Annotated in this window: 21 protein-coding genes and 1 pseudogene; 15 read left to right on the top strand and 7 right to left on the bottom strand. The window is 71.1% G+C overall.

All coding sequences use genetic code 11. From position 1 onward, the window contains the following. Nucleotides 1-8 precede the first annotated feature (8 nt). The 3 genes from H4F98_RS09710 (at nucleotide 9) to H4F98_RS09700 (ending at nucleotide 2,580) form a co-directional block, all read left to right on the top strand. The gene (locus H4F98_RS09710) at nucleotides 9-965 is read left to right on the top strand and encodes a dimethyl sulfoxide reductase anchor subunit family protein (protein WP_182687175.1); all 957 of its coding nucleotides are present in this window, start codon (nucleotides 9-11) and stop codon (nucleotides 963-965) included. A gap of 168 nt (nucleotides 966-1,133) precedes the next feature. Beyond that, nucleotides 1,134-1,856 carry a DUF481 domain-containing protein gene (locus H4F98_RS09705; protein WP_182687173.1) on the top strand — a complete coding sequence of 241 codons (723 nt, stop codon included), beginning with the start codon at nucleotides 1,134-1,136 and terminating at the stop codon, nucleotides 1,854-1,856. A gap of 67 nt (nucleotides 1,857-1,923) precedes the next feature. Then, on the top strand, nucleotides 1,924-2,580 hold the full coding sequence (locus H4F98_RS09700) for a DUF481 domain-containing protein (protein WP_182687171.1): 657 nt from the start codon (nucleotides 1,924-1,926) through the stop codon (nucleotides 2,578-2,580). Between the two features lie 15 nt (nucleotides 2,581-2,595). Here the strand turns inward: H4F98_RS09700 and hemC are convergent, their stop codons facing one another. Beyond that, the gene (hemC, locus tag H4F98_RS09695; protein ID WP_182687169.1) at nucleotides 2,596-3,513 is read right to left on the bottom strand and encodes a hydroxymethylbilane synthase; all 918 of its coding nucleotides are present in this window, start codon (nucleotides 3,511-3,513) and stop codon (nucleotides 2,596-2,598) included. A gap of 152 nt (nucleotides 3,514-3,665) precedes the next feature. Beyond that, nucleotides 3,666-9,746, bottom strand: a pseudogene (locus H4F98_RS09690) (putative Ig domain-containing protein); the annotation flags it as partial. A 255-nt stretch (nucleotides 9,747-10,001) separates the two neighbouring features. On the opposite strand from H4F98_RS09690, the gene H4F98_RS09685 reads away from it, so the two are divergent. The 4 genes from H4F98_RS09685 (at nucleotide 10,002) to H4F98_RS09670 (ending at nucleotide 12,338) form a co-directional block, all read left to right on the top strand. Continuing rightward, nucleotides 10,002-10,550 carry a phage tail protein gene (locus H4F98_RS09685; RefSeq protein ID WP_182687165.1) on the top strand — a complete coding sequence of 183 codons (549 nt, stop codon included), beginning with the start codon at nucleotides 10,002-10,004 and terminating at the stop codon, nucleotides 10,548-10,550. A 67-nt stretch (nucleotides 10,551-10,617) separates the two neighbouring features. Then, a complete protein-coding gene (locus tag H4F98_RS09680; protein ID WP_182687163.1) occupies nucleotides 10,618-11,148 on the top strand; it encodes a phage tail protein in 531 nt (176 codons plus the stop codon). 78 nt (nucleotides 11,149-11,226) lie between these two features. Then, nucleotides 11,227-11,769, top strand: a complete 543-nt coding sequence (locus tag H4F98_RS09675) for a phage tail protein (protein WP_182687161.1) — start codon at nucleotides 11,227-11,229, stop codon at nucleotides 11,767-11,769. A gap of 2 nt (nucleotides 11,770-11,771) precedes the next feature. Beyond that, the gene (locus H4F98_RS09670; protein WP_182687159.1) at nucleotides 11,772-12,338 is read left to right on the top strand and encodes a GNAT family N-acetyltransferase; all 567 of its coding nucleotides are present in this window, start codon (nucleotides 11,772-11,774) and stop codon (nucleotides 12,336-12,338) included. On the opposite strand, the gene H4F98_RS09665 is transcribed toward H4F98_RS09670, so the two are convergent. From H4F98_RS09665 to H4F98_RS09655, 3 genes are all read right to left on the bottom strand, one after another. Next, the gene (locus tag H4F98_RS09665; RefSeq protein WP_182687157.1) at nucleotides 12,331-12,621 is read right to left on the bottom strand and encodes a DUF6916 family protein; all 291 of its coding nucleotides are present in this window, start codon (nucleotides 12,619-12,621) and stop codon (nucleotides 12,331-12,333) included. The genes H4F98_RS09670 and H4F98_RS09665 overlap by 8 nt on opposite strands. Nucleotides 12,622-12,682: 61 nt before the next feature. Next, entirely contained in the window at nucleotides 12,683-13,411 is a 729-nt protein-coding gene (locus H4F98_RS09660; RefSeq protein ID WP_182687155.1) for a LytR/AlgR family response regulator transcription factor, read from the bottom strand. Between the two features lie 117 nt (nucleotides 13,412-13,528). Next, a complete protein-coding gene (locus H4F98_RS09655) occupies nucleotides 13,529-14,209 on the bottom strand; it encodes an alpha/beta hydrolase (protein WP_182687153.1) in 681 nt (226 codons plus the stop codon). Between the two features lie 173 nt (nucleotides 14,210-14,382). Here H4F98_RS09655 and H4F98_RS09650 point away from each other — a divergent pair, with 173 nt between their 5' ends. Continuing rightward, nucleotides 14,383-16,683, top strand: coding sequence for a di-heme-cytochrome C peroxidase (locus H4F98_RS09650; RefSeq protein ID WP_220479168.1), 2,301 nt, complete (start codon nucleotides 14,383-14,385; stop codon nucleotides 16,681-16,683). After that, nucleotides 16,680-17,951 (top strand): patatin-like phospholipase family protein, encoded by a 1,272-nt coding sequence (locus tag H4F98_RS09645; protein WP_182687151.1) that lies wholly within the window; start codon nucleotides 16,680-16,682, stop codon nucleotides 17,949-17,951. The genes H4F98_RS09650 and H4F98_RS09645 overlap by 4 nt, the downstream gene beginning before the upstream one ends. Nucleotides 17,952-17,971: 20 nt before the next feature. Here H4F98_RS09645 and H4F98_RS16925 read toward each other — a convergent pair whose 3' ends face one another. Then, nucleotides 17,972-18,106 (bottom strand): hypothetical protein, encoded by a 135-nt coding sequence (locus H4F98_RS16925; protein ID WP_281368138.1) that lies wholly within the window; start codon nucleotides 18,104-18,106, stop codon nucleotides 17,972-17,974. Nucleotides 18,107-18,514: 408 nt separating this feature from the next. Here H4F98_RS16925 and H4F98_RS09640 point away from each other — a divergent pair, with 408 nt between their 5' ends. Then, nucleotides 18,515-18,745 (top strand): hypothetical protein, encoded by a 231-nt coding sequence (locus H4F98_RS09640; RefSeq protein ID WP_182687149.1) that lies wholly within the window; start codon nucleotides 18,515-18,517, stop codon nucleotides 18,743-18,745. Here the strand turns inward: H4F98_RS09640 and H4F98_RS09635 are convergent. Continuing rightward, nucleotides 18,737-20,365 carry a di-heme-cytochrome C peroxidase gene (locus H4F98_RS09635; protein ID WP_220479167.1) on the bottom strand — a complete coding sequence of 543 codons (1,629 nt, stop codon included), beginning with the start codon at nucleotides 20,363-20,365 and terminating at the stop codon, nucleotides 18,737-18,739. The genes H4F98_RS09640 and H4F98_RS09635 overlap by 9 nt on opposite strands. Before the next feature lie 179 nt (nucleotides 20,366-20,544). Between H4F98_RS09635 and H4F98_RS09630 the strand changes: the two genes are divergently transcribed. From H4F98_RS09630 to H4F98_RS09610, 5 genes are all read left to right on the top strand, one after another. Beyond that, complete coding sequence (locus H4F98_RS09630) at nucleotides 20,545-22,206, top strand: diguanylate cyclase (RefSeq protein WP_182687147.1); 1,662 nt, start codon at nucleotides 20,545-20,547, stop codon at nucleotides 22,204-22,206. Between the two features lie 130 nt (nucleotides 22,207-22,336). Next, the gene (locus H4F98_RS09625; RefSeq protein WP_182687145.1) at nucleotides 22,337-22,786 is read left to right on the top strand and encodes a hypothetical protein; all 450 of its coding nucleotides are present in this window, start codon (nucleotides 22,337-22,339) and stop codon (nucleotides 22,784-22,786) included. Between the two features lie 115 nt (nucleotides 22,787-22,901). Next, on the top strand, nucleotides 22,902-23,414 hold the full coding sequence (locus tag H4F98_RS09620; protein WP_182687143.1) for a nuclear transport factor 2 family protein: 513 nt from the start codon (nucleotides 22,902-22,904) through the stop codon (nucleotides 23,412-23,414). Nucleotides 23,415-23,487: 73 nt separating this feature from the next. Then, a complete protein-coding gene (locus H4F98_RS09615; RefSeq protein WP_182687141.1) occupies nucleotides 23,488-23,838 on the top strand; it encodes a VOC family protein in 351 nt (116 codons plus the stop codon). Between the two features lie 23 nt (nucleotides 23,839-23,861). Continuing rightward, on the top strand, nucleotides 23,862-24,203 hold the full coding sequence (locus H4F98_RS09610; protein ID WP_182687139.1) for a hypothetical protein: 342 nt from the start codon (nucleotides 23,862-23,864) through the stop codon (nucleotides 24,201-24,203). Nucleotides 24,204-24,234: the final 31 nt, after the last annotated feature.

The raw sequence follows: 24,234 nt of genomic DNA, 5'->3' as shown, positions 1-24,234 counted from the left end.
ACCCGCGCATGCATCCCGCCTTCTCCGTCATCGCCTTCACCACCCTGTCGGGCGCCGGTTATGGCGTGCTCGCCCTCGCCGGCCTGGGCCTGCTCGCCCCCCTGCTCGGCGCCCCCAGCCCGTCGCCGCTCGCGTTGTCGGTGATGCTGGCGACCGGCCTGGCGCTGGCGACCGTCGGCCTGCTCAGCTCGACCTTCCACCTTGGCAAGCCGCTGCGCGCCTGGCGGGCGTTCTCGCAGTGGCGGACCTCATGGCTCTCGCGCGAGGGCGTCATGGCCGTGCTCGTCTACCTGCCGGCGCTCGCCCTGCTGGGCCTGCTGGTGCCGGCCGCGATCGGACGCGGCGAGGACGTCCCGGCAGCGCTGACCGCCGCCCTGGGCGCAGCGCTCGCGCTGCTGTCGCTGGCGACCGTGGCCTGCACCGCGATGATCTACGCCTCGCTCAAGCCGATCCCGGCCTGGGGCCATCGGCTCGTCGTGCCGGCCTACCTCCTGTTCGGCCTGCAGGGCGGACTGGCCCTGGCGTCCGGCGTCGCCGCCTTCGACGACGGGCGCATGGGCGCGGGCCTGCTGGTGGCGGCCGCCCTGCCCGGTTTCGTGCTGGCAGCGGTCAAGGGCCGTTACTGGCGCGCCATCGACACCACCCCGCTGCCGGTCACCCGAGGCGACGCGGTCGGCCTGCCCGGGCGCGAGGTCCGCGTCTTCGAGCGTCCCCACACCGAGGGCAACTACATCACCCGCGAGATGGGCTTCGTCCTCGCGCGCAAGCATGCGAAGGCGCTGCGACGCCTGGCGATCGCGCTGTTCGCGGTGATGCCGGTCCTGCTGGCCGCACTGGCCCTGGGGTTCGAACAGGCGGTCCTGCCCCTGGCCCTGCTGGCGATCGCCTCGGTCCTGCTCGGCGCCTTCGTCGAGCGCTGGCTGTTCTTCGCCCAGGCGCGACACGTGGTGGGGCTTTACTACTGAAGCCACGCCCCTGCGCGATCATTCGCCGGAATTGACGGCCGTTGTATGCCGTTGGGCGCCCTTGGCGGCAGTTGGAATTGGGATAACGTAGAATTAACGAAACAGGCCACGGCCGACTCCGCGTCGGCCGTTTTCGTGCCTGCCCCCTGCACATGCCCTGGAGTCGCCGTGAAGCCTTCGATCCTCGCCCTGGTCCTGATGTCCGCTCTCCCCGCCACCTGCCTGGCGCAGGACGCCGACGCCCCGGATACCGGCTGGAGCGGGACGGGCGAGCTGGGCCTGGCGATCGCCAAGGGCAACACCGACAGTGAGACCCTGACCGGCAGCCTGGCGCTGTCGCACGAGGACCCGGTCTGGCGCCATGCCGTCGGCGCGTCGTTCCTCTACGGCAAGAGCGATGGCCTGGAGACCGCCTACCGCTACGACGTGTTCGCCGAAAGCGGATACCGCCTCACCGGACGCAGCTACCTGCTCGGCTCGATCCGCAACGAGCGCGACCACTTCGCCTCCTACGAGTACCAGTGGACGGCGTCGGCAAGCTACGGCTACGAAGCGATCAAGCGCGAAGCCACCCAGCTCACCTTCGAGATCGGCCCGGGTTACCGCTGGGCCAAGCTGCAGGGCGTGCAGGTCCACAACAACGAGACCATCGTGCGCGGCTCGATGGAGTTCAAGCACGCCTTCAACGCCAACACCTCGGTCTACGACACCCTGCTCGTCGAGGCCGGCAGCGACAACACCTTCGCGGTGAACGACGCCGGCGTGAAGGTGAAGATGACCCAGGCCCTGGCCCTCAAGGCCGGACTGGAAACGCGCTACAACACCGACGTGCTGCCCGGCATCAAGAACACCGACAACCTGACCACGATCAACGTCGTCTACGACTTCTGACCCCTCGCCAGCGGCGGCCGGCCTTGGCACCATGCCAGGCGGCCCCGCCCGATCGCACCCGACCGACATGTCCCTCCTGCTCGGACTCGCCCTCAGCCCGTTCCTGACATCGCCGATCCCCGCCTACGGCCAGCCGGAACTGCTGGCCGGGGTGATGGACATGCGCTGGCGGCGCAGCAGTTGCCTGTCGTTGCGCTGCAACGACGAGGAGTGGCGCCAGGAACTGGCGACGCCGGGCCACGACGTCCTCGATCGCCGGCGGCTGGGCGAGCGCGGTGCCGGCGCGCGCTACCGGGCCGCGCAGCGGCGCCTGCACGCGCGCGCGCAGGCGCGCCAGTCGACCGACGCCTATTCCAACAAGTGGCGGGTGGGAACGCGCCACGACGTCGAAGTGCTGCGCGACGGTCCCAACCGGCTCGCGGTGGAAGTGGGCGCTGCCTGGCGCCTGGCGCCGCGTTCGGACGACGGCATCGGCCTGCCCGGACCGGTGTTCCGCGGCGCGATCGATTTCGGGCGCCGCTTCGGCGACCGCGCCGAACTCACCCAACGGCTGGTATGGGAGACCGGCCAGGGCCAGACCTTCATCAAGCAGTCGATGGGCCTGGACGTGCGGCTGTGGCCGGAATGGACGCTGGAGAGCGACTACGTGATCCGCCACCGCACCCGCGGTGCCAGTGGCACCGAGACCGCCGAGGGCTGGTTCGGCATCCGCCGGCGATTCTGACGGCCGCCGCCGGCCTCAGACGTGCGGCGCGATCAGCGCACCGGCCCCCTGCTCGAGCAGGCGGCGCGCTACTTCGACCCCCAATGCGTCCGGATCGGACGCGGGGCCTTCCGCCTCGGCGCGGATGCTGTGGCCATCTTCCGCCGACCCGACCGCGCCGGCCAGGCGAAGGCGATCGCCTTCCAGGCGCGCGAAGGCCGCGACCGGCACGTGGCAACTGCCGTGCAGCGCGCGATTCATCGCCCGCTCGGCCTCGACCCGGCGACGGGTGTCGGCGTCGTCCAGCGCCGCGCACAGGGCGGCGAGGGCATCGTCGCCATCGCGGCACTCGATCGCGATGGCGCCCTGCGCCGGTGCCGGCAGCCAGTCCGGGGCTTCCAGCCGGCTGCGGATGCGGGCCTCCAGGCCCAGCCGCTGCAGGCCCGCGCACGCGAGCACGATGGCGTCGTACTCGCCGGCATCCAGCCGCGCCAGCCGCGTGTTGACGTTGCCGCGCAGGTCGCGCAGCACCAGGTCCGGGCGCAAGGCGCGCAGCTGCGCCTGGCGCCGCAGCGAGGACGTGCCCACGCAGGCGCCGTGCGGCAGGTCGGCGAGACGCTCGAAGCGCGGGCTCACGAAGGCATCGGCGGCATCGGCGCGCGGCAGGATCGCCGGCATCGCGAAGCCGGGCTCGAGGGTCATCGGCACGTCCTTGAGCGAGTGCACCGCGCAGTCGGCCTCGCCGCGCTGCATGGCCACCTCGAGCTCCTTGAGGAACAGGCCCTTGCCGCCGATCGCCGCCAGCGAGCGGTCCAGCACCTGGTCGCCGCGCGTGCTCATCGGCACCAGTTCGACGGACAGGCCGGGATGGGCGGCGCGCAGGCGCTCGGCGACGTGTTCGCTCTGCCACAGGGCGAGCGGGCTCTTGCGGGTGGCGATACGGAGGGTCTTCATCGGCGCCATTATCGCCCAGCCGGGCACCTTGCCGGGCACGGCGGCGACCCCCACCCGTCGTCGCGCATCGCACGGGGCTGCCGGAGGCCGGGCCACGGCCTCCGTCGATCACGCCGCGGGCGCGATCAATAGCCCTTTTCGAAGTTCAGCATGAAGCCGTTGTCGCGGTCGCCCTGGCTGCCGAACAGGCCGCGGTACTCGGCCCGGAGCGACATCCCGCGCGGCAGGTAGAACATCACGCCGAGGCCGACCATGTAGCGGCTGCGGTCGAAGCCGACCAGGCCGACGTTGTACAGCGGCGCCGTGAGGAGATCGGCGTACTGCAGGCTCGCGCTGCTGTCGCCATCGAAGTCGTACTGGTACTCCAGCCGCGCCTGCGGCGCGAAGGCGCCCCAATCGGTGGCGTGCCGCGACTCGAATCGGAAGCCGAGGTTGCCGGTGGTCGAATCCACGTCCATGTCGCCATACGCGAGGCTGTAGATCGGATCGCCCTGCTCGACGTAGGCATCCAGGTCGGCGCGCGAGAGGTCGACCCGGGCATACGGCGTGAGCTGCCAGGTGTCGTGCTGGTACTGCGCGCCCGCCGAAATCGAGCCGAACCACTGGCTGCCGTCGCGCGATCCCTCGACGAAACCGCCGGTCGCGGTGACGTGGCGGCGCAGGTCGTAGGACAAGCGCTGGTAGCCCATCAGGCCATCGAGGAAGAAACGGTCGCCCGGATGGTAGCTGGCGTAGAAGGCCAGTGCGTAGGCATCGCCATCGACGCGGCTGCCGTTCTCGCCGACCTTGCTCTCGTCGCGGCCCAGGCCGATGCCGCCGCCCAGTGCGAAGGCCGGGCTGAAGCGGTAATCCAGGCCCGCGCTGATGCCGTCGCTCTCGAAATCGGCACCGGCGCCACCGCCGCGGCCGTCCTGGGCGCCAGAGCGGATGACGCCCCCGATCCAGGCGCCGAGCGGCGAGTTCGCGCCGCCGGTCGCGCCCTCGGGCGCGGCCGCTTCGTCGCCGCCGCCGCTGCCCATGCCAACCGCGTCGTTGGAGGCCACGAGCGCATCGCAGGGGTCGCCGGGCTTGCGCCCGATCCGGTCGGCGCACTGCTGACCGGTCACGAAGCTCAGGCGGTTGCTCACCTGCGCCCCCGCGCGGTTGTCGTGCAGGGTTTCCAGGCGCTGCTGGAAGTTGCCCATCTGCGCGCTGGCGAACCGTCGCGCCGAGTCGGCCTGGGCCTCGAGCAGGCCGCGCACCTCCGGATCCAGCGAGGGATCCGGGCGGTCGACGATTTCCACCGCGTACTGGCGCGTGCCAGTGAAGCCCATGGCATCGGTCGCGGTCACGGTGAAGTCGAACAGGCCCGCCGCCGGCGTGCCGTCCAGGGCGCCGTCCTCGGCCAGGGCCAGCCCGGCCGGCAGGCTGCCGGCACTCAGGGTGAATCGATAAGGCGCGGTGCCGCCGGCGGCGCTGAGCAGCTCGGCGTAGGCCTGGCCGCCGAGTCCACGCGGCAGCGTCGCCGGCGTGATCGTGATCGTCGGTGCGGCCACCACCACGGTATAGGCGCGGGTCGTGCTCGCCGGCGTGCCGCCGGTGCTGTCGGTCGCACGGATGGCGAAGTCGAAGCTGCCGGCGGCCGTGGGCGTGCCGCTCAGCACGCCGGTGGCGCCGTCCAGGCCGAGGCCGTCGGGCAGGCTGCCGGAGGCAACCGCGTAAGCGTAGGGCGCGATGCCACCGTCGGCGACGAAGGTCTGGCTGTACGCTACGCCGGCGGCGCCATCGACCAGCGTCCCCGGGACCAGCGAGAGGGTCGGCGCGGCGACCTGCACGGTGTAATCGCGTGTGCCGGACTGGCCATTGGCGTCGGTCGCGGTGACGGTGAAGTCGAAGCTGCCGGCATGGGTGGTGGTGCCGGCGAGCGCGCCATCGGCCGCCAGCGCCAGGCCATCGGGCAGGGCACCGGCGCTGACCTGGAAACCATACGGCGCGACACCGCCCGTCGCGGCAAGCGCCTGGTCGTAGGCCTGGCCGGCGGTGGTGTCGGGCAGGGTGGCCGGGTCGATCGCCAGCGCAGGCGCCGGCACGTCCAGCGTGTAGGACTGGCTGACGGTGAACGGTGCGCCGGTCCCGGTCAGCGTCGTGTCGGTCGCGGTCACCGTGACCGGGTAGCTGCCCGGCTCGCTGGGGGTGCCCGACAGGGTGTCGCCGCTGAAGGCGAGGCCGGCCGGCAGGGTGCCGCTGATCGCATAGCTGTAGGGCCCCGGGCTGCCACTGGCCGTGAAGGCCTGCGAGCCTGCCACGCCGTAGGCCAGCGTCAACGTGCCCGCGCCGGGCGCGAGCGCCAGGCTCGGCGCATTGACCACCAGCGTGTACGCGCGGGTCCCGGACTGGCCGTTTGCGTCGGTCACCTCGACGGTGAAGGGGAAGCTGCCGACTTCGGTCGGGGTGCCCGTCAGCGCGCCGCCACTGGAGAGCGAAAGTCCGCTCGGCAACGGGCCGCTGGCCAACGCGAAGGCGTACGGCGCGACGCCGCCGCTCGCGCTCAAGGCCTGGGAATAGGGTGCCCCGGGGTCCGCGGCCGGCAATGTCGTCGGATCGGGCGTCACCGAGCCGGCGGCAACGGCGAGGACATAGGCCTCCGCGACCGTGAAGGGCGCGCCGGTGCCGGTTGCGCCGGTGTCGGTCGCCTCGATCGTGAAGCTGAAATTGCCCACTGCGGTCGGCGTACCCGACAGGGTGTCGCCCACCAGGCTGACGCCGGCAGGCAAGCTGCCGCTCACCGCGTAGGTATAGGGCCCCACGCCACCGCTGGCGGCGAAGGCCTGCGAGTAGGCGCTGCCGTAGCCGGCGGCGAACGTCGCCCCCGCCGGCGACAAGGCCAGGCCGGGCACGGCGACATCTAGCACGAAGGCCTCGCCGACGGTGTAGGGCCCGTTGCCCGTGCTGCTGTCGGTCGCCGAGACGTTGAGGTTGAAGCTGCCGGCCTGGGTCGGCGTGCCCGACACCGTCACCGAATCCGTGCCGGTGCCGGTGATCGACAGGCCGGCCGGCAGGTTGGTGACCTGGTAGGCGCTCCACGGCGTGCTGCCGCCGTTGAAGGTGAAGGTCTGGCTGTAGGGCGCGCCCACCGTGGTGGACAGACTGCCGCCGGCGGTCACCGTGACCACCGCATCCTGAACGGTGATCGAGACCGTCGCCGGTGCCGAGGTGCCGCCTGCGTTGGTCGCGGTGTAGGTGAAGCTGTCGGCGCCGGCGTAGCCCGGATCGGGCTGGTAGCTGATGGTCGTGCCGCTGGCCAGCGCGGTGCCGTGGCTGGGCGCGGTCGCCACCGCCACCGTCGCGGCGGGGCCACCGGTGATGGCGAGGGGGATGTCGGTCGCCGCGGCTCCGTAGCCGACCGTCGCCGACACCGGGTTGGCGATCGGCGCCTGGTCGCCCACTGTAATCGCGAAGGCCTGCGACGCGCCGTAGGGACCGGTACCGGTGCTCGAGTCCGTCGCGGTGACGGTGAAATTGAAGCTGCCGATCGCGTTGGGGGTGCCGCTGATCGCGCCGCTCGATGCATCGAGCGCCAGCCCGCCGGGCAACGCGCCCGCGGTGACCGCGTAGGTGTACGGCGCGGTGCCGCCGGTCGCGGGCGCAAGCGCGTCGCTGTAGGCCGCACCGAGCGTGCCGCCCGCAAGTCCGGTCGCCGGCAACGCGACGGTCGGCGCGGCGATCGCCAGGGTATAGGCCTGGCTGCCACTGAACGGCCCCGGGGCCGGGCTGCTGTCGAGCGCGGTGACGGTGAAGGCGAAGTTGCCGCCTGCGGTCGGCGTGCCGCTGAGCACGCCGGAAGGCGACAGCGACAGGCCTGCCGGCAAGGCACCGGCGCTCACCGAGAACGCGTAGGGCGCGGCGCCTCCGCTGGCGACGAGGGCTTGGTTGTAGGCGACGCCGACCGTGCCGCCGGGCACGCTGCCGGGGCTCACGGTGACCGGCACGTCGTCGTTGAGGATCGTGCCCCGGCCCTGGTTGTCGGCGATCGAGGCATTGCTGGCGCCGCTGAGATTGACGAAGAAGTCTTCGTCGGCTTCCGGCACCAGGTCGCCGTTGACGTTGATCGATACCGAGAGCGCCGTGGTGCCGGCGGTGAACAGCAGGCCGCCGCTCAGGGCGGTGTAGTCGCCGGGTGCGGTCGCGGTGCCGTCGGCGGTGGCGTAGTTGACGGTGACGTTGCGGCCGCTGGGCGCGCTCAGGCTGACGGTGAAGTTGGCGGTGACGCTGGTGCTGCCCTCGGTCACGGTGACGTCGTTGATCGACAGGCTCGGCAGCGCATCGTCGTTGACGATCGTACCCAGCCCCTGGCTGTCGGCGACCACCGCACCGCTCACGTTGGTGATGTTGACGAAGAAGATTTCAGTCGCTTCGTTGAGCAGGTCGCCATTGACGTCCACGTAGAAGGGCTGGCTGGTACTGCCTTCGGGGATGGTCATGCCGACCTGGGTCGCGGCCACGTAGTCGCTGCCAGCGGTCGCGGTGCCGTCCACGGTCGTGATGTCGAAGCTGACGCCACCGGGGCCGGCGGGGGAGCTGAGGATGATGGTGAACGGCACGCTGAGCGTGCCCGTGTCGCCTTCCGGGAAGGTGAGGTCGTTGATCCTCAGCGTGGGCAGGTCGTCGTTGAGGATCGTGCCGGTGGCGCTGTTGGGTGCGCCGACGGTGTACCCGGCGCCGGCGGCCAGGGTCAGCACGACGGTCTCGTCCGCCTCGTTGGTCGCATCGGCGATCGGATCGACGACGATGGTGGCGCTGCTGTTGCCGGCCGGGATGATGACGGGCGAGGCGAGCGTCACGTAGTCGGTGCCGTTGGTCGCGGTACCGCCCACCAGGTAGCCGACCGCAAGCGCGGAGGGCGAAGGCTGGTCGAGGGTCACCACGTAGGACAGCTCGCCCACCCCGTCCTCGCTCACCGAGGCGGGCGATACCGCGATCGAGGCGCTCGGCACGTCGTCGTTGAGGATCGTGCCGGTGGCGCTGGAGGGCGTACCGACGGTGTAGCCCGCGCCAGGCACGACGGTCAGGAGGACGGTTTCGTCCGGTTCGACGGCGCCATCGGCCGTGGGATCGATCACCACGATAGCCGTGGTGGAACCCGACGGAATGGTCACCGTGGTCGTGTTGCCGGTGTAGTCGGTGCCGGCGGTGGCGGTACCGCCGGTGGTCACGTTGACCAACGTCGAGGAACTTAGGTTCAGGCTGCGGGTGAGGGTGTAGACCAGCGTCGCGGCACCGTCCTCGCTGACCGAGGCCGGCGACACCGACACGGACACGCTCGGCGGCGGGCTGACGGTGAGCGTGTAGTTCTCGAGTTCGAAATACACGCCCGGGCCGGTGCTGCTGTCGGTCACGCGCAACACCAGCGGATAGCTGCCCGGCGCCGCCGAGGTGGTGCCGCTGAGCAGGCCAGCGCTCGACAGGCTGATGCCCGCCGGCAACAGGCCCGATTCCACGCTGAAGGTATGCGGGGCGACGCCACCGCTGGCGAAGAGCGTCTGCGAGAACGCCACGGTCTGGATCGCGGTCCCCGAGGTGGGTGCGATCGACAGGGTCGGGTTCAACACGGTGCCGGTGTAGCCCTTGTCGACGAACTGCCCGGTGTTGTCGGTCGAGCGCACGACGAAGGCATAACCGCCGCGCTGGGTCGGCGTGCCACTGATGAGCCCGCCGGTGGTCAGGCTCAGCCCCACCGGCAGCGTGCCGCTTTGCAGGGTGTAGGTGTACGGCGCGGTGCCGCCCGCTGACGTGAGCGCCTGCGAGAAGGGCGTGCCGGCGGTCAGCGCCGGCAGGTTGGCCGGCGACACCGTGATCGGCGAGGTCGGGGGCGCGATCGCGATGTTCACGGTGACCACCCCGAGATCGTTATCCTCGAGGAAGAACTGGTCACTGGTCGCGGAGTTGCCACTGTGGGCATAGGTCACGAACTGGGTACCGCCGCTGTTGGCGCCGATGGTCACCGTGCCATGCTGCGCGAACGGCGCGATCGGGCCGCTCATGCCGCCGTCGAACGGGCCGTCGCATGCGCTGACGTCGATCATCACCGAGCCGCCGTTGGCGACGTTGGCGCTCAGGGTGGGGCAGTAGATCGACGGCGCGGCGACCGCGGCCGTAGACCACACCACCGCCAGGCAGAGCATGGCGGCCATGGCCATGCGGTTCCAGATGCCGTTCCCACGGCCACGTGCGTCGAACTCCGTCGAATCGTGCATGTCCCTTGTCCCCAGTTGGATGCCGCATGAGCCCCGGCTGGCCCCCCGGTCACGCGACCCCGGCACCGCCAACGCAACGAAAGGCCCCGCCCCGATAGCACCCGGTGGCCCTCCCCTAGTGGGACCCATTGAAACAGGGATAAGACCCAATGGAAAGTGCGAAGCTCATCACAACCCTTGTGAGTACGCCGCGCGCCGTTCAGAGTAGGCGCGCGGCGCATGAGGCGCCGCGCCTCAACTCAAGGGGAGATGGCGATGAGCGAGTTCTTCATCGGTCAGATCATGATGACCGGCTTCAACTTCGCACCAAAGTACTTCGCGCAATGCAACGGACAACTGCTGCCGATCAACCAGAACCAGGCGTTGTTCTCGCTGCTGGGCACCCAGTTCGGCGGTAACGGCACCAGCAACTTCGCGTTGCCCGACATGCGCAGCCGCACGCCCGTGGGCTACGCAAGCTCGGTCGACCCGGCCTGGCAACCGCCCGCCGTGGAGATGGGCCAGGCGGCCGGCTCGGAAACGGTGACCCTGCAGGCGGGCAACCTGCCTTCGCACGATCACGCGATGAACGCTTCCACGCAGGACGGCGACAACCGCATCCCGTCGAACCGCCTGTTCGCCACCAGCATCAACGGCGCCGGGGCGGCCCTGCCCCTGTATGCGTCGTCCACCAGCGCCGTGGCGACGCTGGACGCGAAGTCGGTCGCCAACGCCGGCGGCGGCATGCCGCACCCGAACCTGCAGCCGTACAACACCGTCAATTTCTGCATTGCGCTGTCGGGCATCTTCCCGTCGCGCAGCTGACCTCTTTCCACGGATACGGGACCCGCACGCCCAGCGCCTGCGCGTCCACAGCAACAGGAGTGCAACCATGTCGGAACCCTATATCGGCGAGATCCGGATGCTCAGCTTCGGGCGCACGCCCCAAGGCTGGCACGCCTGCGACGGCAGCCTGCTTCCGATCTCGCAGTACGATGCCTTGTTCTCGCTCATCGGCACCACCTACGGGGGCGATGGCCAGAACACCTTCGCGCTTCCCGACCTGCGCGGTCGCCTGCCGATCCACCAGGGCCAGGGCAATGGCCTGAGCAACTACACCATGGGCAAGGCCTCGGGCGCCGAGTCGGTGGTCCTGCTGGCCAACCAGATGCCCGCCCACACGCATCCCATGGTGGCGACCACGGCCGCGGCGACCTCGCTCACGCCGGGGCCGGGGCTGCTGCCGGGTGCGGTCAGCGGCGACACCTTCTACGTCAACACCACCGCCGGCAACACGCCCGCGCCGATGTCGCCGCTGTCGACCGGTGAAACCGGCAACAACCAGTCGCACGAGAACTGCATGCCGACGCTGACCGTGCAGTTCTGCATGGCGCTGTTCGGCATCTATCCCAGCCAGGCCTGACCGCGACCCCACCCCATCCGCAGCGCCATGCAGGCGCGGCCGCGATCGCTGTCGCGGCACCTTTCCGGAGGAAAGCACATGACTCAACCGTTCATTGGCGAGATCCAGATGTTCGGCTTCAACTTCAACCCGCGGGGCTGGGCGTTCTGCAACGGTGCGACCTTGCCGATCTCGCAGAACACCGCGCTGTTCTCGTTGATCGGCACCAACTACGGAGGCAATGGGCAGAGCACGTTCCAGCTGCCCAACTTCGCCGGCCGCGCCGGCACCGAGCAGGGCCGGGGGCCCGGCCTGAGCACGCGCATGCTGGGCCAGCCGTTCGGCAGCGACAGCGTCGGACTGAGCGCCGGCCAGATGCCACAGCACAACCATGGCGTCACCGCATTCTCGCAGACGGCGGCCGGCAGCGGATCGCATGCCCCGGTCGACGGCGGCGGCCTGTCGTTCCTGGCCACGAGCACCGCGGCCAAGACCTACGTCGGTCCACCGCCCAATACGGAGCTGGCGCCGAACATGGTCGGCGCCAGCAGTGGCGGCGGCCTGCCGCATCCCAACCAGCAGCCGTACCTCGGGGTGAACTTCTGCATCGCCCTGGTGGGCGTGTTCCCGTCGTTCCCCTGACGATGGCGACGACGGCGGGCGTGGAGGGACTTGCGCCCTTTCCGTCCAATCCCCGTCCCGTCCCCGATACCGCGCGCCTGCAGGCGCGCGGTATCGGCCTGCGCCATGCCCATGCCGGGGACCTGCCCTGGATAGCGGCGTTGTATGCCAGCACGCGCGAAGACGAACTGGCGGCGGTGCCGTGGCCACAAGCGATGCGCGAGGCCTTCCTCGCCCAGCAGTTCGCCCTGCAGCACCGGCATTACCTCGCGCACTACGGCGACAGCGACTTCCTGGTGGTGGAGACCGCACACGGTCCCATCGGGCGCCTGTACGTGCAGCCCGCGCGGCCGGCGCACCTGCTGGTCGACGTCAGCCTCGTGCCCGGCGCACGCAACCAGGGCATCGGGGCCATGCTGGTCGCCGGCGCCCAATCGCGCGCGGCGGCCGAAGGGTGCGGCATGCAATTGCACGTGGCCGTGCACAATCCCGCCGCGCAACGCCTGTACGCGCGCCTGGGCTTCGAGGTCGACGCCGACGAGGGCGCCTATCGGCGGATGCGCTGGCCGGCACCCAGGCCGCTCAGTTGAACACGGCCTGGTAGAGGAAGCCGTCGCGCTCCTGCGCGACCGGGACCAGGAAGATGCCGACCTCGCCCACCCGCGGATGGTGCATGCGGTAGGTCTGTTGCGGGAACAGGAATGCCGACGCGTTGCGGAACAGCAGCGAGAACGGCGCACGCGCCGCATTGGCGGGCGCATCCTGCACGGGTCGCGCCTCCACCAGCACGAAGGGGACGTCCATGTCGCTCATCGAGGCGGAGAACGTCTCGTTCAGGCAGCCGGCGAAGTGTTGCAGTGTCAGAAGTTCCATCCCCTTCCCTTTCCCTGGTGGACCGGCCTGGCGCCGGCATGCGTGGCCCCGCGTGGCGGGGCTAGAGTTGCTTGAGTATCTCGCGCACGCCCGGCACGCAGCGGCGGCTGACTTCCAGCGGGCGGTCGCCGTGGCGCAGGACGGCCTGCACGTGGCCGTCGGGGCAGCGGCGCAGTTCGACGATCTCGTAGCGGGCCACCAGGCAGTTGCGGTGGATGCGCACGAAACGCTCGCCGAATTCGTCTTCCAGCGACTTCAGCGACTCCTCGATCAGGTCCTCGCCGTGCGCGTGGTGGACGACCACGTATTTTTCCTCGGCCTGCAGGTAGTGCACGTCCTCGATCGGGATCAGGCGCAGGCTGCCGCGCAGGCGCGCGCACAGGTGCGTGCGCTGCTGGCCCTTGCTGGCGGCCATGCCGTGCTGGCGCCCCGCCGCGAAGGTGCGCACGCGTTCCAGCGCGGCGTCCAGGCGCTCGGCGCGGACCGGCTTGACCAGATAGTCGATCGCCTCGGCCTCGAAGGCGGACAGTGCATGGGCGTCGTAGGCGGTGCAGAACACCACCGCCGGCCGCGGCTCGAAAGCCGCCAGGTGGCGGGCCGCCTCCAGGCCGTCCAGGCCGGGCATGGCGATGTCGAGCAGTATCAGGTCGGGCTCGTGTTCGGCGCAGGCGTGCAGGGCGTCATGGCCGTCGCCGGCCTCGGCCACCACCTCGATGTCCTGCCGGTTCGCCAGCAGCGCGCGCAGGCGTTCGCGCGCCAGCGGCTCGTCATCGGCAATCACCACCTTCATCAGCCTGCTCCTCCCGGGCAACCCACACGGTCATCGGCCGCGCCGCCCCCGTCCGGCACGCCGACGCGCGCGGGGTCGGTCCGGCCGCGCGCGCAACGCCCATACTGCCACGGCCGATCAGGCCGCGGCGAAACGGGCGCCCATCCAGTCGCCCAGGTCGCGGATCTCCTCGCCGCAGACCTGGTGCGCCATCGGGTAGGCGTGCCAGTCGATGTCGAAGCCGAGCCCGCGCAGGGCCCGCGCGCTGGCGTCGCCGCCAGCGTAGGGCACCACCGGGTCGAACTGGCCGTGGGCCATGAACAGCGGTTGCGAAGGGGCCGCGGCGGTCACCTCGCGGGCCAGGCGCTCGGGCATCGGCAGGTAGGTCGACAGCGCGATGAGGCCCGCGAGCGGGGTCTCGCGCCGCATGCCGGCGGCCAGGGTAACCGCCCCGCCCTGGGAAAAGCCGGCCAGCAGCAGGCGCGAGGCCGGGACGCCGCGCGCCGCTTCGCGCGCGATCAGCGCCTCGACCTGCGCGACGGAGGCATCCACCCCGCCCTCGTCGGCACGCTGGGCCAGGTTCATGTCGCGGATGTCGTACCAGGCGCGCATCGGCACGCCATTGTTGATCGTGACCGGCCGCACCGGCGCGTGCGGGAACACGAAGCGCAGGGCCGGCCAGTCCGGGCGGACCAGCTCGGGCACGATCGGGGCGAAATCGTTGCCGTCCGCGCCCAGCCCATGCAGCCACAGGACGGACCAGGCCGGCGAGGGGCCGGTTTCGTGTTCGACGGTTTCAAGCAGTTCGGCGTTGTCCATCCGCGCATTGTCCACGCCCGGGGTGGTCCCGCGTCAAATCCGAGGTGGGCAGCGGCCTCCGCGCGCTGTACCTTCCCCCTCGGCGCGGCGAAGGGGGGAGCCTTCGTCGCCCGGAACGCCACCGTCCACACCCGCGAAGGAACGCCGCCATGGGGCAACCCGGGGGATCCCTCATGCACCGCATCGCCGCCGCTTTCCGGCGCCTGCTCGACGTGCGCCTGCGCACCCTGCTCAAACTGGGCCTGGGGCTGGCCCTGGCGCTGGCCCTGCTGGCCGCCGCCGGCTTCTGGGTCTTCGTCAGCCTGCCCGCGCACAGCATCCCCGAGGGCGAAGCCTTCGAGGGCATCGTCTACCTCGACCAGGGCTGGGGCGAAGGCCCCGCCGCCGCCGGGCGCCAGGCCTACTACTACACCCCGCAGGGCACCTCGATCCCGCAGGGCGAGGCGCTGGCACCGCTGCGCTACGACTGGTTCGTCCACCTGGAGATGCCCACCGGCCGCGAGCGCTTCGCCGACCCGGCGCACATGCGGCGCTACCGCTTCCTGGTCGACGACGTCGCCACGCCCGCCAACCCCGATCGCCTGCCGGTGGGCTTCACCCGCCACTTCGATCCGCTGCTGGGCGAAGAGGTCCTCGACATCACCTGCGCGGCCTGCCATACCGGCGAGCTGATCGCCCACAAGGGCGGGCGCCGGGTGGCCGTGCGCATCGACGGCGGCCAGGCCATGCATGCCTTCACCGACATGCAGCGCGGCAGTTTCGCGCCCACGCTGCTGGCTTCGCTGATCGCGACCTGGAGCAACCCGGCGAAGTTCGACCGCTTCGCCCGCAAGGTCATCGGCGCGCGCTACCCGGCCGGCAAGGACGCGCTGCACGCGGCGCTGGGCGACACCGTCGTGGCGATCCTGCGCCGCGGGCAGAACAACCCGCTGCGCCACCTGTATCCGGTGCGCGAGGGCTTCGGCCGCACCGACGCCCTGGGCCGCATCGCCAACACGGTGTTCGGCGACCACCTGGCCAAGGGCAACTACCAGCAGGCCGGCGCGCCGGTCAGCTACCCCTACCTGTGGAACATCTGGAAGTTCGACTGGGTGCAGTACAACGGCTCGGTCAGCCAGCCGCTGGCGCGCAACGTCGGCGAGGCGCTGGGCGTCGGCGCCACCTTGCGGATGACCAACACCCACGGCGGGCCGCTGCCGGCCAGCGAACGTTTCCGCAGCTCGGTGATGATCCCCAACCTGGCCACCATCGAGCACACCCTGCAGACCCTGCAGCCGCCACGCTGGCCGGAGGACCTGCTGGGTCGCATCGACCGCCCCCTGGCCGAGCGCGGCCGCGTCCTGTTCGAACGGCATTGCCGCGACTGCCACGGCCCGCATCCGGCGGGCGCGGCCGAGCAGGCCTCGATGGCGCCGCTCAAGCGCGACCCGGGCACGGTGTGGAAGATCGAGGTCGTCCCGCTGTCTCACATCGGCACCGACGCCACCGCGGCGACCGGTTTCGTCGAGCGCCGCTACGACCTGACCGCGGCGGGCCTGGACCGAAAGGAAATCGACGGCCTGCTGCGACCGCTGATGCAGCGCGAACTGGTCCGCGACACCCGCTACCGCCTCAGCGCCGTCGTCGACGGCCGCCGCGCCGCGGGCCTGGACGCCGACGCCCTCGCGGCCGAGCTCGAGACCTACCCGCTGCCTGGGCCCGGCGAGCCGGCGACGGTGCCGACGGCGCGCTTCGCCGCGATCGCCGCACTGCTGGAGGCCGACGGCATCGAGGCGCCGCACGCCGTGCCGGACGACCCGCCCGTCTGCGACCTCGACTGCCAGGGCGCGCACCTGGCCTGGAACGTGGTGCGCGGCCGCGGCGAGATCGACACCGAACTGGCGATGGTCGACCCCGCCGCCCTCAGCGAGGGCCGCGGCCTCAACCTGCTCGGCCTGCTGGTGAAACGCCGCTGGTTCGAGGACACCGGCGCCGACGCGGAAACCCGCGAGTGCCTGGAGGGCTTCGGCACGCTCGACCTGCCGCAGGAGATCGCCGGCTACAAGCCGCGGCCGCTGGAAGGCGTGTGGGCGACGCCGCCGTTCCTGCACAACGGCTCGGTGCCCAACCTTTACGAGATGCTGCTGCCGCCCGAGCAGCGCAGCGTCCGCTTCCCGGTCGGCCAGCGCGACTACGACAGCGTCCGCGTGGGCTTCCGGATCGACCTGCCCGACGACGGCAAGGGCTTCTGGCTCGATACCCGCGAGCCGGGCAACCGCAACACCGGCCATGGCTTCACCGCCACGCCGGCGATGCTCGAACGCCACCGCCAGGACCCGCGGCGCCACCCCCTGCCGCCGGGCGTGATCGGGCCGCTGCTGGCGGATGCCGAGCGCATGGCGATCATCGAGTACCTGAAGATCCACCGCGATACCCCGGCGACGCCGACCGGCTTCCAGCCGCCGAGCTGCCTGGCGCGGGTGGCCGGTCGATGAGCGCGGCGACGGACGGCACGCCGGCCGCGGACTTCGCGACGGTCGAGGCGGCTGAGCACGACTGGATCGCGCGCCGCCGCGCGGCGATCGACCGGCCGCCCCGGCACGAGGACTGCGTGGGCCTGGGCCTGTCGGGCGGCGGCATCCGCTCGGCGACCTTCAACCTCGGCGTCATCGAGGCGCTGGACCGCGCCGGCCTGATGCGCGATGTCGATTACCTGTCCACCGTCTCCGGCGGCGGCTACATCGGCGCCTGCTATTCCTGGCTGCGCGCCAGCCTGCCCGACGATGCCGGCAACCCCTTCGAGCAGCCGCTGCCCGGCGGCGGCCGCGTGATCGACTGGCTGCGGCGGCACGGCCGCTACCTCATCGCCGCCCGCGGCTACTCCTTGTGGACCCTGCTCGCCTCGATCTTCGCAGCCACCTTCCTCAACCTGCTGGTGCTGGGCCCGGTGGTCCTGCTGGCGGTCTATGCGATGACCTTGGGCTGGCTGCCGCTGGGCTGGCCGCCGAGCCTGGCCGGCCTGCCCGACCCCGACCCGCGCCACCACCACCACGGCTACCTGCTCCTGCTGGGCCTGGGCGCCGCCTGCCTGGCCACGTTCCCGCTGACGGCGCTGGGCTTCGGCGTCGCGGCCGGCATCCGCGAGCGTGCCTCGATGGCGCGCATCGATGGCCTGCGCGTGCTGATGGGCCGCCAGCTCGCGGTCGGCCTGTGCCTGTTGGCGATCGGCCTGATCCCGGTGGTGCACGCGTTCTGGGACCAGTTCTCCGGGCGCTTCGAGTCGACCGTGATGCATGTGCTCGGCCAGCACATGAGCTACCTGCTGCCGATGCTCTCGGGCGTGGTGGCGATGCTCGCCGGGCGCGGCGGCCGCACGCCCTGGCGCCTGCAGGTCGCCAGCACCGGCCTGGCCCTGGTGATCTACGGCCTGCTGGTGCTGGCCTACCACCTGGTCGTGCACGTGGACGTGGTCGGCACGCCGCTGTTCTGGGCGCTGGTGGTGCTGGCCGCGCTGCTGGCGTCCACGCTCAACATCAACCGCATCTCGATGCACGGCTACTACCGCGCGCGGCTGTCGGAGACCTTCATGCCACGGCCCGGCGAGGGTCTGCACGCGCGACCGATGGAGTTCCGGCTGGACGAGCTCGGCCCCGACCGCGGCGCGCCGCTGCACCTGGTCAACACGACGCTCAACACCAGCAGCTCGCCCGACCAGCGCCGCCACGGCCGCGAGGGCGCCAGCTACGTGCTGTCGCCGCTGTAATGCGGCGCGCTCGCGACCGGCTACACGCGCAGCAACGGCTTCCACGGCGGCGGCATGGCGCTGTCGACCGCGTTCACCATTTCCGGCGCGGCCATCGATCCGTCGAACTCGGCGGTCGGTTCGCGCGCGGTGTCCTCGCTGATGGCGCTGCTCAACGTGCGCCTGGGCTACTGGGCCGACAACCCGTCGCGCACCCGCCGCCGCCTGCCGGGCGAGTGGTGGTGGCCGATCGCGCGCGAGATGTTCGGCGTCGGCCTGGACGAGCGCCACGCGCGGATCCACCTGTCCGACGGCGGCCACTTCGAGAACCTGGGCCTGTACGAACTCATCCGCCGCAAGGTGCGCCACATCGTCGTCTGCGACGCCGGCGCCGACCCCGACCTCGACCTGGCCGACCTGGGACGCGCGATCGAGCGCGTGCGCGTGGATTTCGGCGCGGACGTGCGGCTGTCGGCCGACCGCCTGGTCGCCGAGCACGCCAGCGGCGAGGCCCGCCGGCCCTGGCTGCTGGGCGAGGTGCTGTACGCCGACGGCAGCGCGGCCGGATCGTCTACATCAAGCCGATGCGGATCGCCCAGGCACCGGCCGACCTGTACGCCTACGCCCGCGCCCACCCCAGTTTCCCCAACCAGCCCACCAGCAACCAGTTCTTCGGCGAGGCCGAGTTCGAGGCCTACCGCACGCTCGGGCGCTGCCTGGTCGAACGCATGCTCGCCGAGGCCCCCGCCAGCGGCATGGCCGAGTGGTTCGACCGCCTGTGGGCGGGCGACGTGGAGCCGCCGGCCTCAGAGTGACTTGAGGTATTCGAGCAGGTCGCGGCGCTGGGCCTCGTCCAGGGTGGTGCCGTATTCGTGCCCGCTGTTGAGGTTGCCCGGCACGGTGGCGTCGAAGCGCCAGCCGCCCGCCATCGCGGTCGCCACGCCGACCGCCTGCGGGTCGAATTCGCCGTGCCCGACCTGGAAGTACGCCGGCCGCTCGGCCGCTGGTCGCAGCAGCGCGTCCAGGGTCGGCACCGAGCCGTTGTGCAGGTAGGGGGCGCTGGCCCAGACGCCGTCCAGCGGACGCGCCTTGTAATAGTCCGGATGCGTGTCAAGGCTCGCCTTCGCGACGCGATGGTAGCCCCTGACCGTATCGCGCACCGACGCCAACGGATGGCGCAGCGCCACGCCGATCGCGACGTGCGCGACCAGGTCGATGCTGCGCGCGCGTTCGCCGAAGGGCGCGCCCGCGACCACCCGCGCTCGCTTGCCCTGCAACGGGCCGGTGCGCGCGTCGGCGTCGAGGAAGTTGCGCACCATGCGCGGGTCGGTGCCCACGTCGGCGAGCGGCGTGAGCACGGCGCGCGGCCGGCGACGCGGGTCGCGTGCGTCGATGGGCGCATGGCAGGCGGCGCAATGCGTGTCGTACAGGGGCTTGCCGCGTGCGATGCGCTCGCTGTCGAGCGCCCCCAGCGTCGCCTCCGGCCATGCCGGCGCGGTCAGGTGATAGAGATCGTCCTGCAGGCGTCCCAGTTGCTTGAAGTCGACGTCCGAGGCGTAGCCCGGGCCGCGCGACGGCACCCGCGCATGACCGTAGACCGCCAGCGCGGTGGTGACGTTCTGGATCAGCGGGCCGGGCCCGGCGTTCGGCGCCGAGCCGTTCCACTGCACCAGGTCCAGGTGCGGCGCCGACCACAGCACCGGATAGCTGACCGGCGCATCGGGCGGGCGGCGGTTGCCGGGGACGCCCAGCACCTCGACTGCGACCGTGTTGAAGATCTGTCCGAAGGCATCCAGCCGGCCCGGGCCGTAGGCCACGTCGCTGGCATTGAGGCGATGGCGCGCCTCCAGCGCCGAGGCGCGCTCGACCAGGGCCGCGCGCAGGCTCTCGCGCTGCCCGGCCGGGGTCTGCAGCGCATCGGCGAAGCGCTCGAACACCACCGGGTTCTGCGCTGTCGCCGACAGGCTGTCGATGACCGCGCGCTCGAAGGCGGTGAAGTCCAGCCAGCCCTGGCCACCGTCGACGCGGATGCGCTGCCCCCCATGGCGCAGCTCGCCAGTGTGGCAGGCCGCGCAACCCAGGCCGGCCCAGGCGTCGGGCTGGCGGCGGGTGGCGCGGGTCAGCGTCATCCCCACCGGCAGGCCGTCGGGATTGCCGGGCGAAGGCGCCTGCAGGATGAAGCCCAGCGCCTGCAGGTGCGCCGGCGCCAGGAAGGGCTCGCGCCGGCCGGCCTGCTCCAGGTGCCGCAGCCAACGGTAGGGCAGCATGCGCGAGCCGAACCCGGCTTCGCGCGCACGGGCGCGAACCGCCGGGCTCCAGCCCTGGTCCAGGTCGATCGCCGCGTCCGCGCTCGCCGGTGCAGGCACGCGGTCGCCCCCGCAGGCGGCCAGCCCCATCCCGGCCGCCAGCGCCAGCCCCGTCCAAGCCTTGTGCATCCCCTCATCCCCGGTTCGTTGTCCCCGGCCTGCATTTTGCATGCCTGCGCCACTGTGGGAAGATGCGCGGGGGTTGTCACCGCACCTCGGTGAAAGCGCATGCGTCCCGCGCGGCGCCGGGCGTGGGCAGGCAACCGCAGCATCACCGGCGTGGGGAACGGTGACTTACAGGAGATCGCATGTCGCTCAGAGCCTGGCTCGTGTGCGTGCTGCTGTGGGCAGGGTGCCTACCGCACGCATGGGCCGGAGTGGTGGATGCCTCGCAGGTCGGGGAGCTGTCGCTGGGACGCGACCTTCAGCTCCTGGAAGACCCCGACGGCACGCTCGATATCGCCGCGGCGATGCGTTCGCAGGGGTTCGCCCCGGCCGTCGACGGCCGCACGAACTTCGGCTTCTCCGCGTCCACGTGGTGGGTGCGGATCGACCTCGAGAACCCCTCGCCACGACAGGTGGCGCTGGTGTTGCAGCAGGATTACCCGCTGATCGACGAGCTCGACCTGTGGCAGGTCCGGGACGGCCGCGTGGTCGACCACGTGGCCACCGGCGACCGGCGACCGTTCGCGACCCGCCCCATCCGCGGCCGCGACTTCCTGTTCCCGGTGACGGTGCCGGCCGACTCCCGCGGCCAGTTGTTCCTGCGCATGCGCAGCGACGGCTCGATGAACATCGGCCTGACGCTGCAGCAGACCGTGCCACTGCTGGAAAGCCATGAAACACGCCAGCTCGCATTCGGCCTGTACTTCGGCGGTTTCTTCGTCCTGATCGCGTACAACATCTTCATCTTCCTGGCGGTCCGCGACCGGCCGTTCTTCTACTACCTGCTGTACGTCACCAGCTACGGCCTGTACTTCGCGATCATCGACGGCCTGGCGTTCCAGTATTTCTGGCCCAACCACCCGGACTGGGGCAACACCAGCCTGCTGGTGATGCTGTCGCTGACGCTCTTGTTCGGCATGCACTTCACCCGCAGCTTCCTCGGCACGCCGCGGCTGACGCCGCGACTGGACAAGGTCGCCTTCGGGCTGGAGATCCTGTCGGTGGTGGCGTTCGTCGCCGCGTTCGGCTTCAGTTACAACCACGTCATCATCCCCATCTCGTACCTGACCATCGCCATCACCGCGATGATCATCACGATGGGCATCATCGGCCTGCTGCGCGGCGTGGTCGCGGCGCGCTACTTCATGATCGCCTGGGGCGTGCTGCTGTCGGCGGTGCTGGTGTTCATGGCCAAGTCCTTCGGCTGGCTGCCGCACAATGCCTTCACCCAGAACGCGTTCCAGATGGGCTCGCTGCTGGAGATGGTGCTGCTGTCGCTGGCGCTGGCGCACCGCGTGCGCGAGATCAACCGCCAAAGCCGTACCGACGCGCTCACCCAGCTGCCCAACCGCCGCATCTTCGACCAGGCGCTGGACCGCGAGTTCGTGCGCCACGGCCAGCGCGGCGAACCGCTGACGGTGCTGGTCGTCGACATCGACCACTTCAAGCAGGTCAACGACGTCCACGGCCACGCCTTCGGCGACAAGGTGCTGCGGCGCGTCGCCAAGACCCTGGCCGACGCCCTCGGCGGCCGTCGCATGGCCTTCCGCTACGGTGGCGAAGAATTCGCCATCCTGCTGCCCGGCGAAGGCGGCGCCAAGGCGCGCGAGATCGCCGAGACCCTGCGCCGCGTGGTGCAGGAGCAGACCGCCACGCTCGCGACGATCACCATCAGCGTCGGCGGCGCGTGCACGGAAGACGCCGACTTCGACCACCCCAACGCCCTCTTCGGCGCGGCCGACCACAGCCTCTACGCCGCCAAGCGCGGTGGCCGCAACCGCGTGGTGTTCCACCCGGCGACCTGAAGCCTGCGCCCCACGCCACGCTGCACGGGCGCATGCTTCACTGTCTGCACGGACGAGGTCGAGAACGGAGAGCGCGGCGCGGATGCGGACGACACGGACAGGGCGCGGAACGGGACGGGGACGCACGGCGGTGAACGATCCCGCAGGCGGGCGACCGTTCTGCGTCGCCGCCGCCCCGTGGGTGCTTGCTACGCTGGCCGCCTGTACCCACACGCCGACGCCCCTGATGCGCGACCCGATCCACCTCCCGGCGAAAGCGGAACCGCCCTTCCAGACCCTCGACGAGGCCGACCCACGTTACCGCAGCATGCCAGCGGCACCTCCGGGGATGGCCTTGCTGCACATGCGGCTCGCGCGCCAGTTTCCCGATCTGCTGTCCAACCGGGTGGCGCTGGCGCTGGTGTCGGACGCACCGATCCTCGCCGCCGACGCGCCCTACCAGCGCCTCGTCGTCGAACTGCTCGACACCGGCGCCGTCACCGCCACGGGGCCCTGCAGGCAGACGCTCCACGTCTGGCTCGACCCGTCGGGCGCACTGGCGGCAGCCTATCCCGCCCCCGGCCGCTGCCCTCGCCCCTGATCGTCTTCGAGGCTTCGATGCCGGCGCTGCCCAGCGCCGGTCTTTGCCACGCCTACGGCGCGGTCGTAGCATGCGGGCAGGCACCCCGCGTCCGGGACATCCTCAGGAGATCGAGATGCACCGCAGCCCCGCCCCGTCCGCCAGGACCCTCGCGACGTCCATGCTGGCCTGTATCGGCCTGACTGCCTGCATGTCGAATCCAACGACTTCCACCGGCCAGGTCGCGCGCGACCTGGACGCCGATCGCGCCCGGCTGATCGCGCTCAACGAAACACTGGTGCAGTCGCAGATCGTTGCCCGCGACCCGGCCCTGTTCTCCGCGATGGCCGCGGACGACTACCGCGTCCTCGCGCCCGGCGGCCTGATCGAGGACAAGACCCAGTCGATCGCGGGCCTGGCCGCATGGAACGTCACCCGCGTCGAACTCAGCGGCACGCAGGTCGTGTTCCACGGGCCCGTCGCGATCGTCATGGGCCGCATGGACATCGACGGCGAGATGAAGCCCGTCGGCCGCTGGGGCCCGCTGAAGTACATGAGCACCTGGGTCCGCGAGGGCGAGGACTGGAAGATCCTGTCCCGTTCGCTGACGCCCTGCCTGGACAAGCTCGTCGAACTGGGCCGCTGCTAGGTCGCTCGTACCCGGCGGCGCGCTCCGCGCGAAGCTGGCATGCTGCCGCATCCACCCTGCAAGGGAGCGCCGCATGAAAGTCCGCCGCATCGTGTCCAACATCGCCGCTGCCGACACGGCCGCGGGCCGCGCCTTCTACGGCGACCTGCTCGGCCTGGACACCCTGATGGACCACGGCTGGATCGCCACCTACGGCACGGAGGAAACCGCGTGCGTGCAAGTCAGCGTGGCGACCGAAGGCGGCAACGGCACCCCGGTGCCCGACCTGTCGATCGAAGTCGACGACCTCGACGAAGCCCTGGCCCGCATCCAGGGCGCCGGCCACCGCATCGTCTACGGCCCGGCCCAGGAACCCTGGGGCGTGCGCCGCTTCTACGTCCGCGACCCCTACGGCACACTGCTCAACATCCTCGAGCATCTCTGACCCGAGCCCAGCCAGGACACCTGATGAAAGCCCTGATCACCACCAGCCTTGCCGCCACGCTGATGGCGGCATGCGTCAGCACCACGCCCCCGGCACCCGCGAACCTGGGCCCACTCCATGGAATGCCCCCTCAGTTCCAGGTCCTCGACCGCAGCACCGGCTCCGCCCATGCCGCGAGCGGGCCCGATTGCCAGAGCCCCCTCGTCGATCCACGGGATGGCACGCGACTGGTCCTGATGCGCTCGAATAACGGCGCCGGCGACTATCGCCCGGACTCGATACGCTACGGCCTCACCATCAGCCAACTGCTGCGCGTCGACTGCCACAGCGGGCGTCCGCTCGGCGCGGTACCGGCCGAACGCTGAGGACCCGCCGGGAACGGCCATCGCACATGGG

The organism is Marilutibacter spongiae (assembly GCF_014145325.1).
Taxonomy (GTDB): domain Bacteria; phylum Pseudomonadota; class Gammaproteobacteria; order Xanthomonadales; family Xanthomonadaceae; genus Marilutibacter; species Marilutibacter spongiae.
This window is presented reverse-complemented; position numbering and strand designations above follow the sequence as displayed.

Bases quoted from the DNA above. Each gene is read 5' to 3' on its own strand.
- H4F98_RS09710 (WP_182687175.1), top strand. From the start codon at position 9: ATGCATCCCGCCTTCTCCGTCATCGCCTTCACCACCCTGTCGGGCGCC.
- H4F98_RS09700 (WP_182687171.1), top strand. From the start codon at position 1,924: ATGTCCCTCCTGCTCGGACTCGCCCTCAGCCCGTTCCTGACATCGCCG.
- hemC (WP_182687169.1), bottom strand. From the start codon at position 3,513: ATGAAGACCCTCCGTATCGCCACCCGCAAGAGCCCGCTCGCCCTGTGG.
- H4F98_RS09685 (WP_182687165.1), top strand. From the start codon at position 10,002: ATGAGCGAGTTCTTCATCGGTCAGATCATGATGACCGGCTTCAACTTC.
- H4F98_RS09680 (WP_182687163.1), top strand. From the start codon at position 10,618: ATGTCGGAACCCTATATCGGCGAGATCCGGATGCTCAGCTTCGGGCGC.
- H4F98_RS09675 (WP_182687161.1), top strand. From the start codon at position 11,227: ATGACTCAACCGTTCATTGGCGAGATCCAGATGTTCGGCTTCAACTTC.
- H4F98_RS09670 (WP_182687159.1), top strand. From the start codon at position 11,772: ATGGCGACGACGGCGGGCGTGGAGGGACTTGCGCCCTTTCCGTCCAAT.
- H4F98_RS09665 (WP_182687157.1), bottom strand. From the start codon at position 12,621: ATGGAACTTCTGACACTGCAACACTTCGCCGGCTGCCTGAACGAGACG.
- H4F98_RS09660 (WP_182687155.1), bottom strand. From the start codon at position 13,411: ATGAAGGTGGTGATTGCCGATGACGAGCCGCTGGCGCGCGAACGCCTG.
- H4F98_RS09655 (WP_182687153.1), bottom strand. From the start codon at position 14,209: ATGGACAACGCCGAACTGCTTGAAACCGTCGAACACGAAACCGGCCCC.
- H4F98_RS09650 (WP_220479168.1), top strand. From the start codon at position 14,383: ATGCACCGCATCGCCGCCGCTTTCCGGCGCCTGCTCGACGTGCGCCTG.
- H4F98_RS09645 (WP_182687151.1), top strand. From the start codon at position 16,680: ATGAGCGCGGCGACGGACGGCACGCCGGCCGCGGACTTCGCGACGGTC.
- H4F98_RS09640 (WP_182687149.1), top strand. From the start codon at position 18,515: ATGCGGATCGCCCAGGCACCGGCCGACCTGTACGCCTACGCCCGCGCC.
- H4F98_RS09635 (WP_220479167.1), bottom strand. From the start codon at position 20,365: ATGCACAAGGCTTGGACGGGGCTGGCGCTGGCGGCCGGGATGGGGCTG.
- H4F98_RS09630 (WP_182687147.1), top strand. From the start codon at position 20,545: ATGTCGCTCAGAGCCTGGCTCGTGTGCGTGCTGCTGTGGGCAGGGTGC.
- H4F98_RS09620 (WP_182687143.1), top strand. From the start codon at position 22,902: ATGCACCGCAGCCCCGCCCCGTCCGCCAGGACCCTCGCGACGTCCATG.
- H4F98_RS09615 (WP_182687141.1), top strand. From the start codon at position 23,488: ATGAAAGTCCGCCGCATCGTGTCCAACATCGCCGCTGCCGACACGGCC.
- H4F98_RS09610 (WP_182687139.1), top strand. From the start codon at position 23,862: ATGAAAGCCCTGATCACCACCAGCCTTGCCGCCACGCTGATGGCGGCA.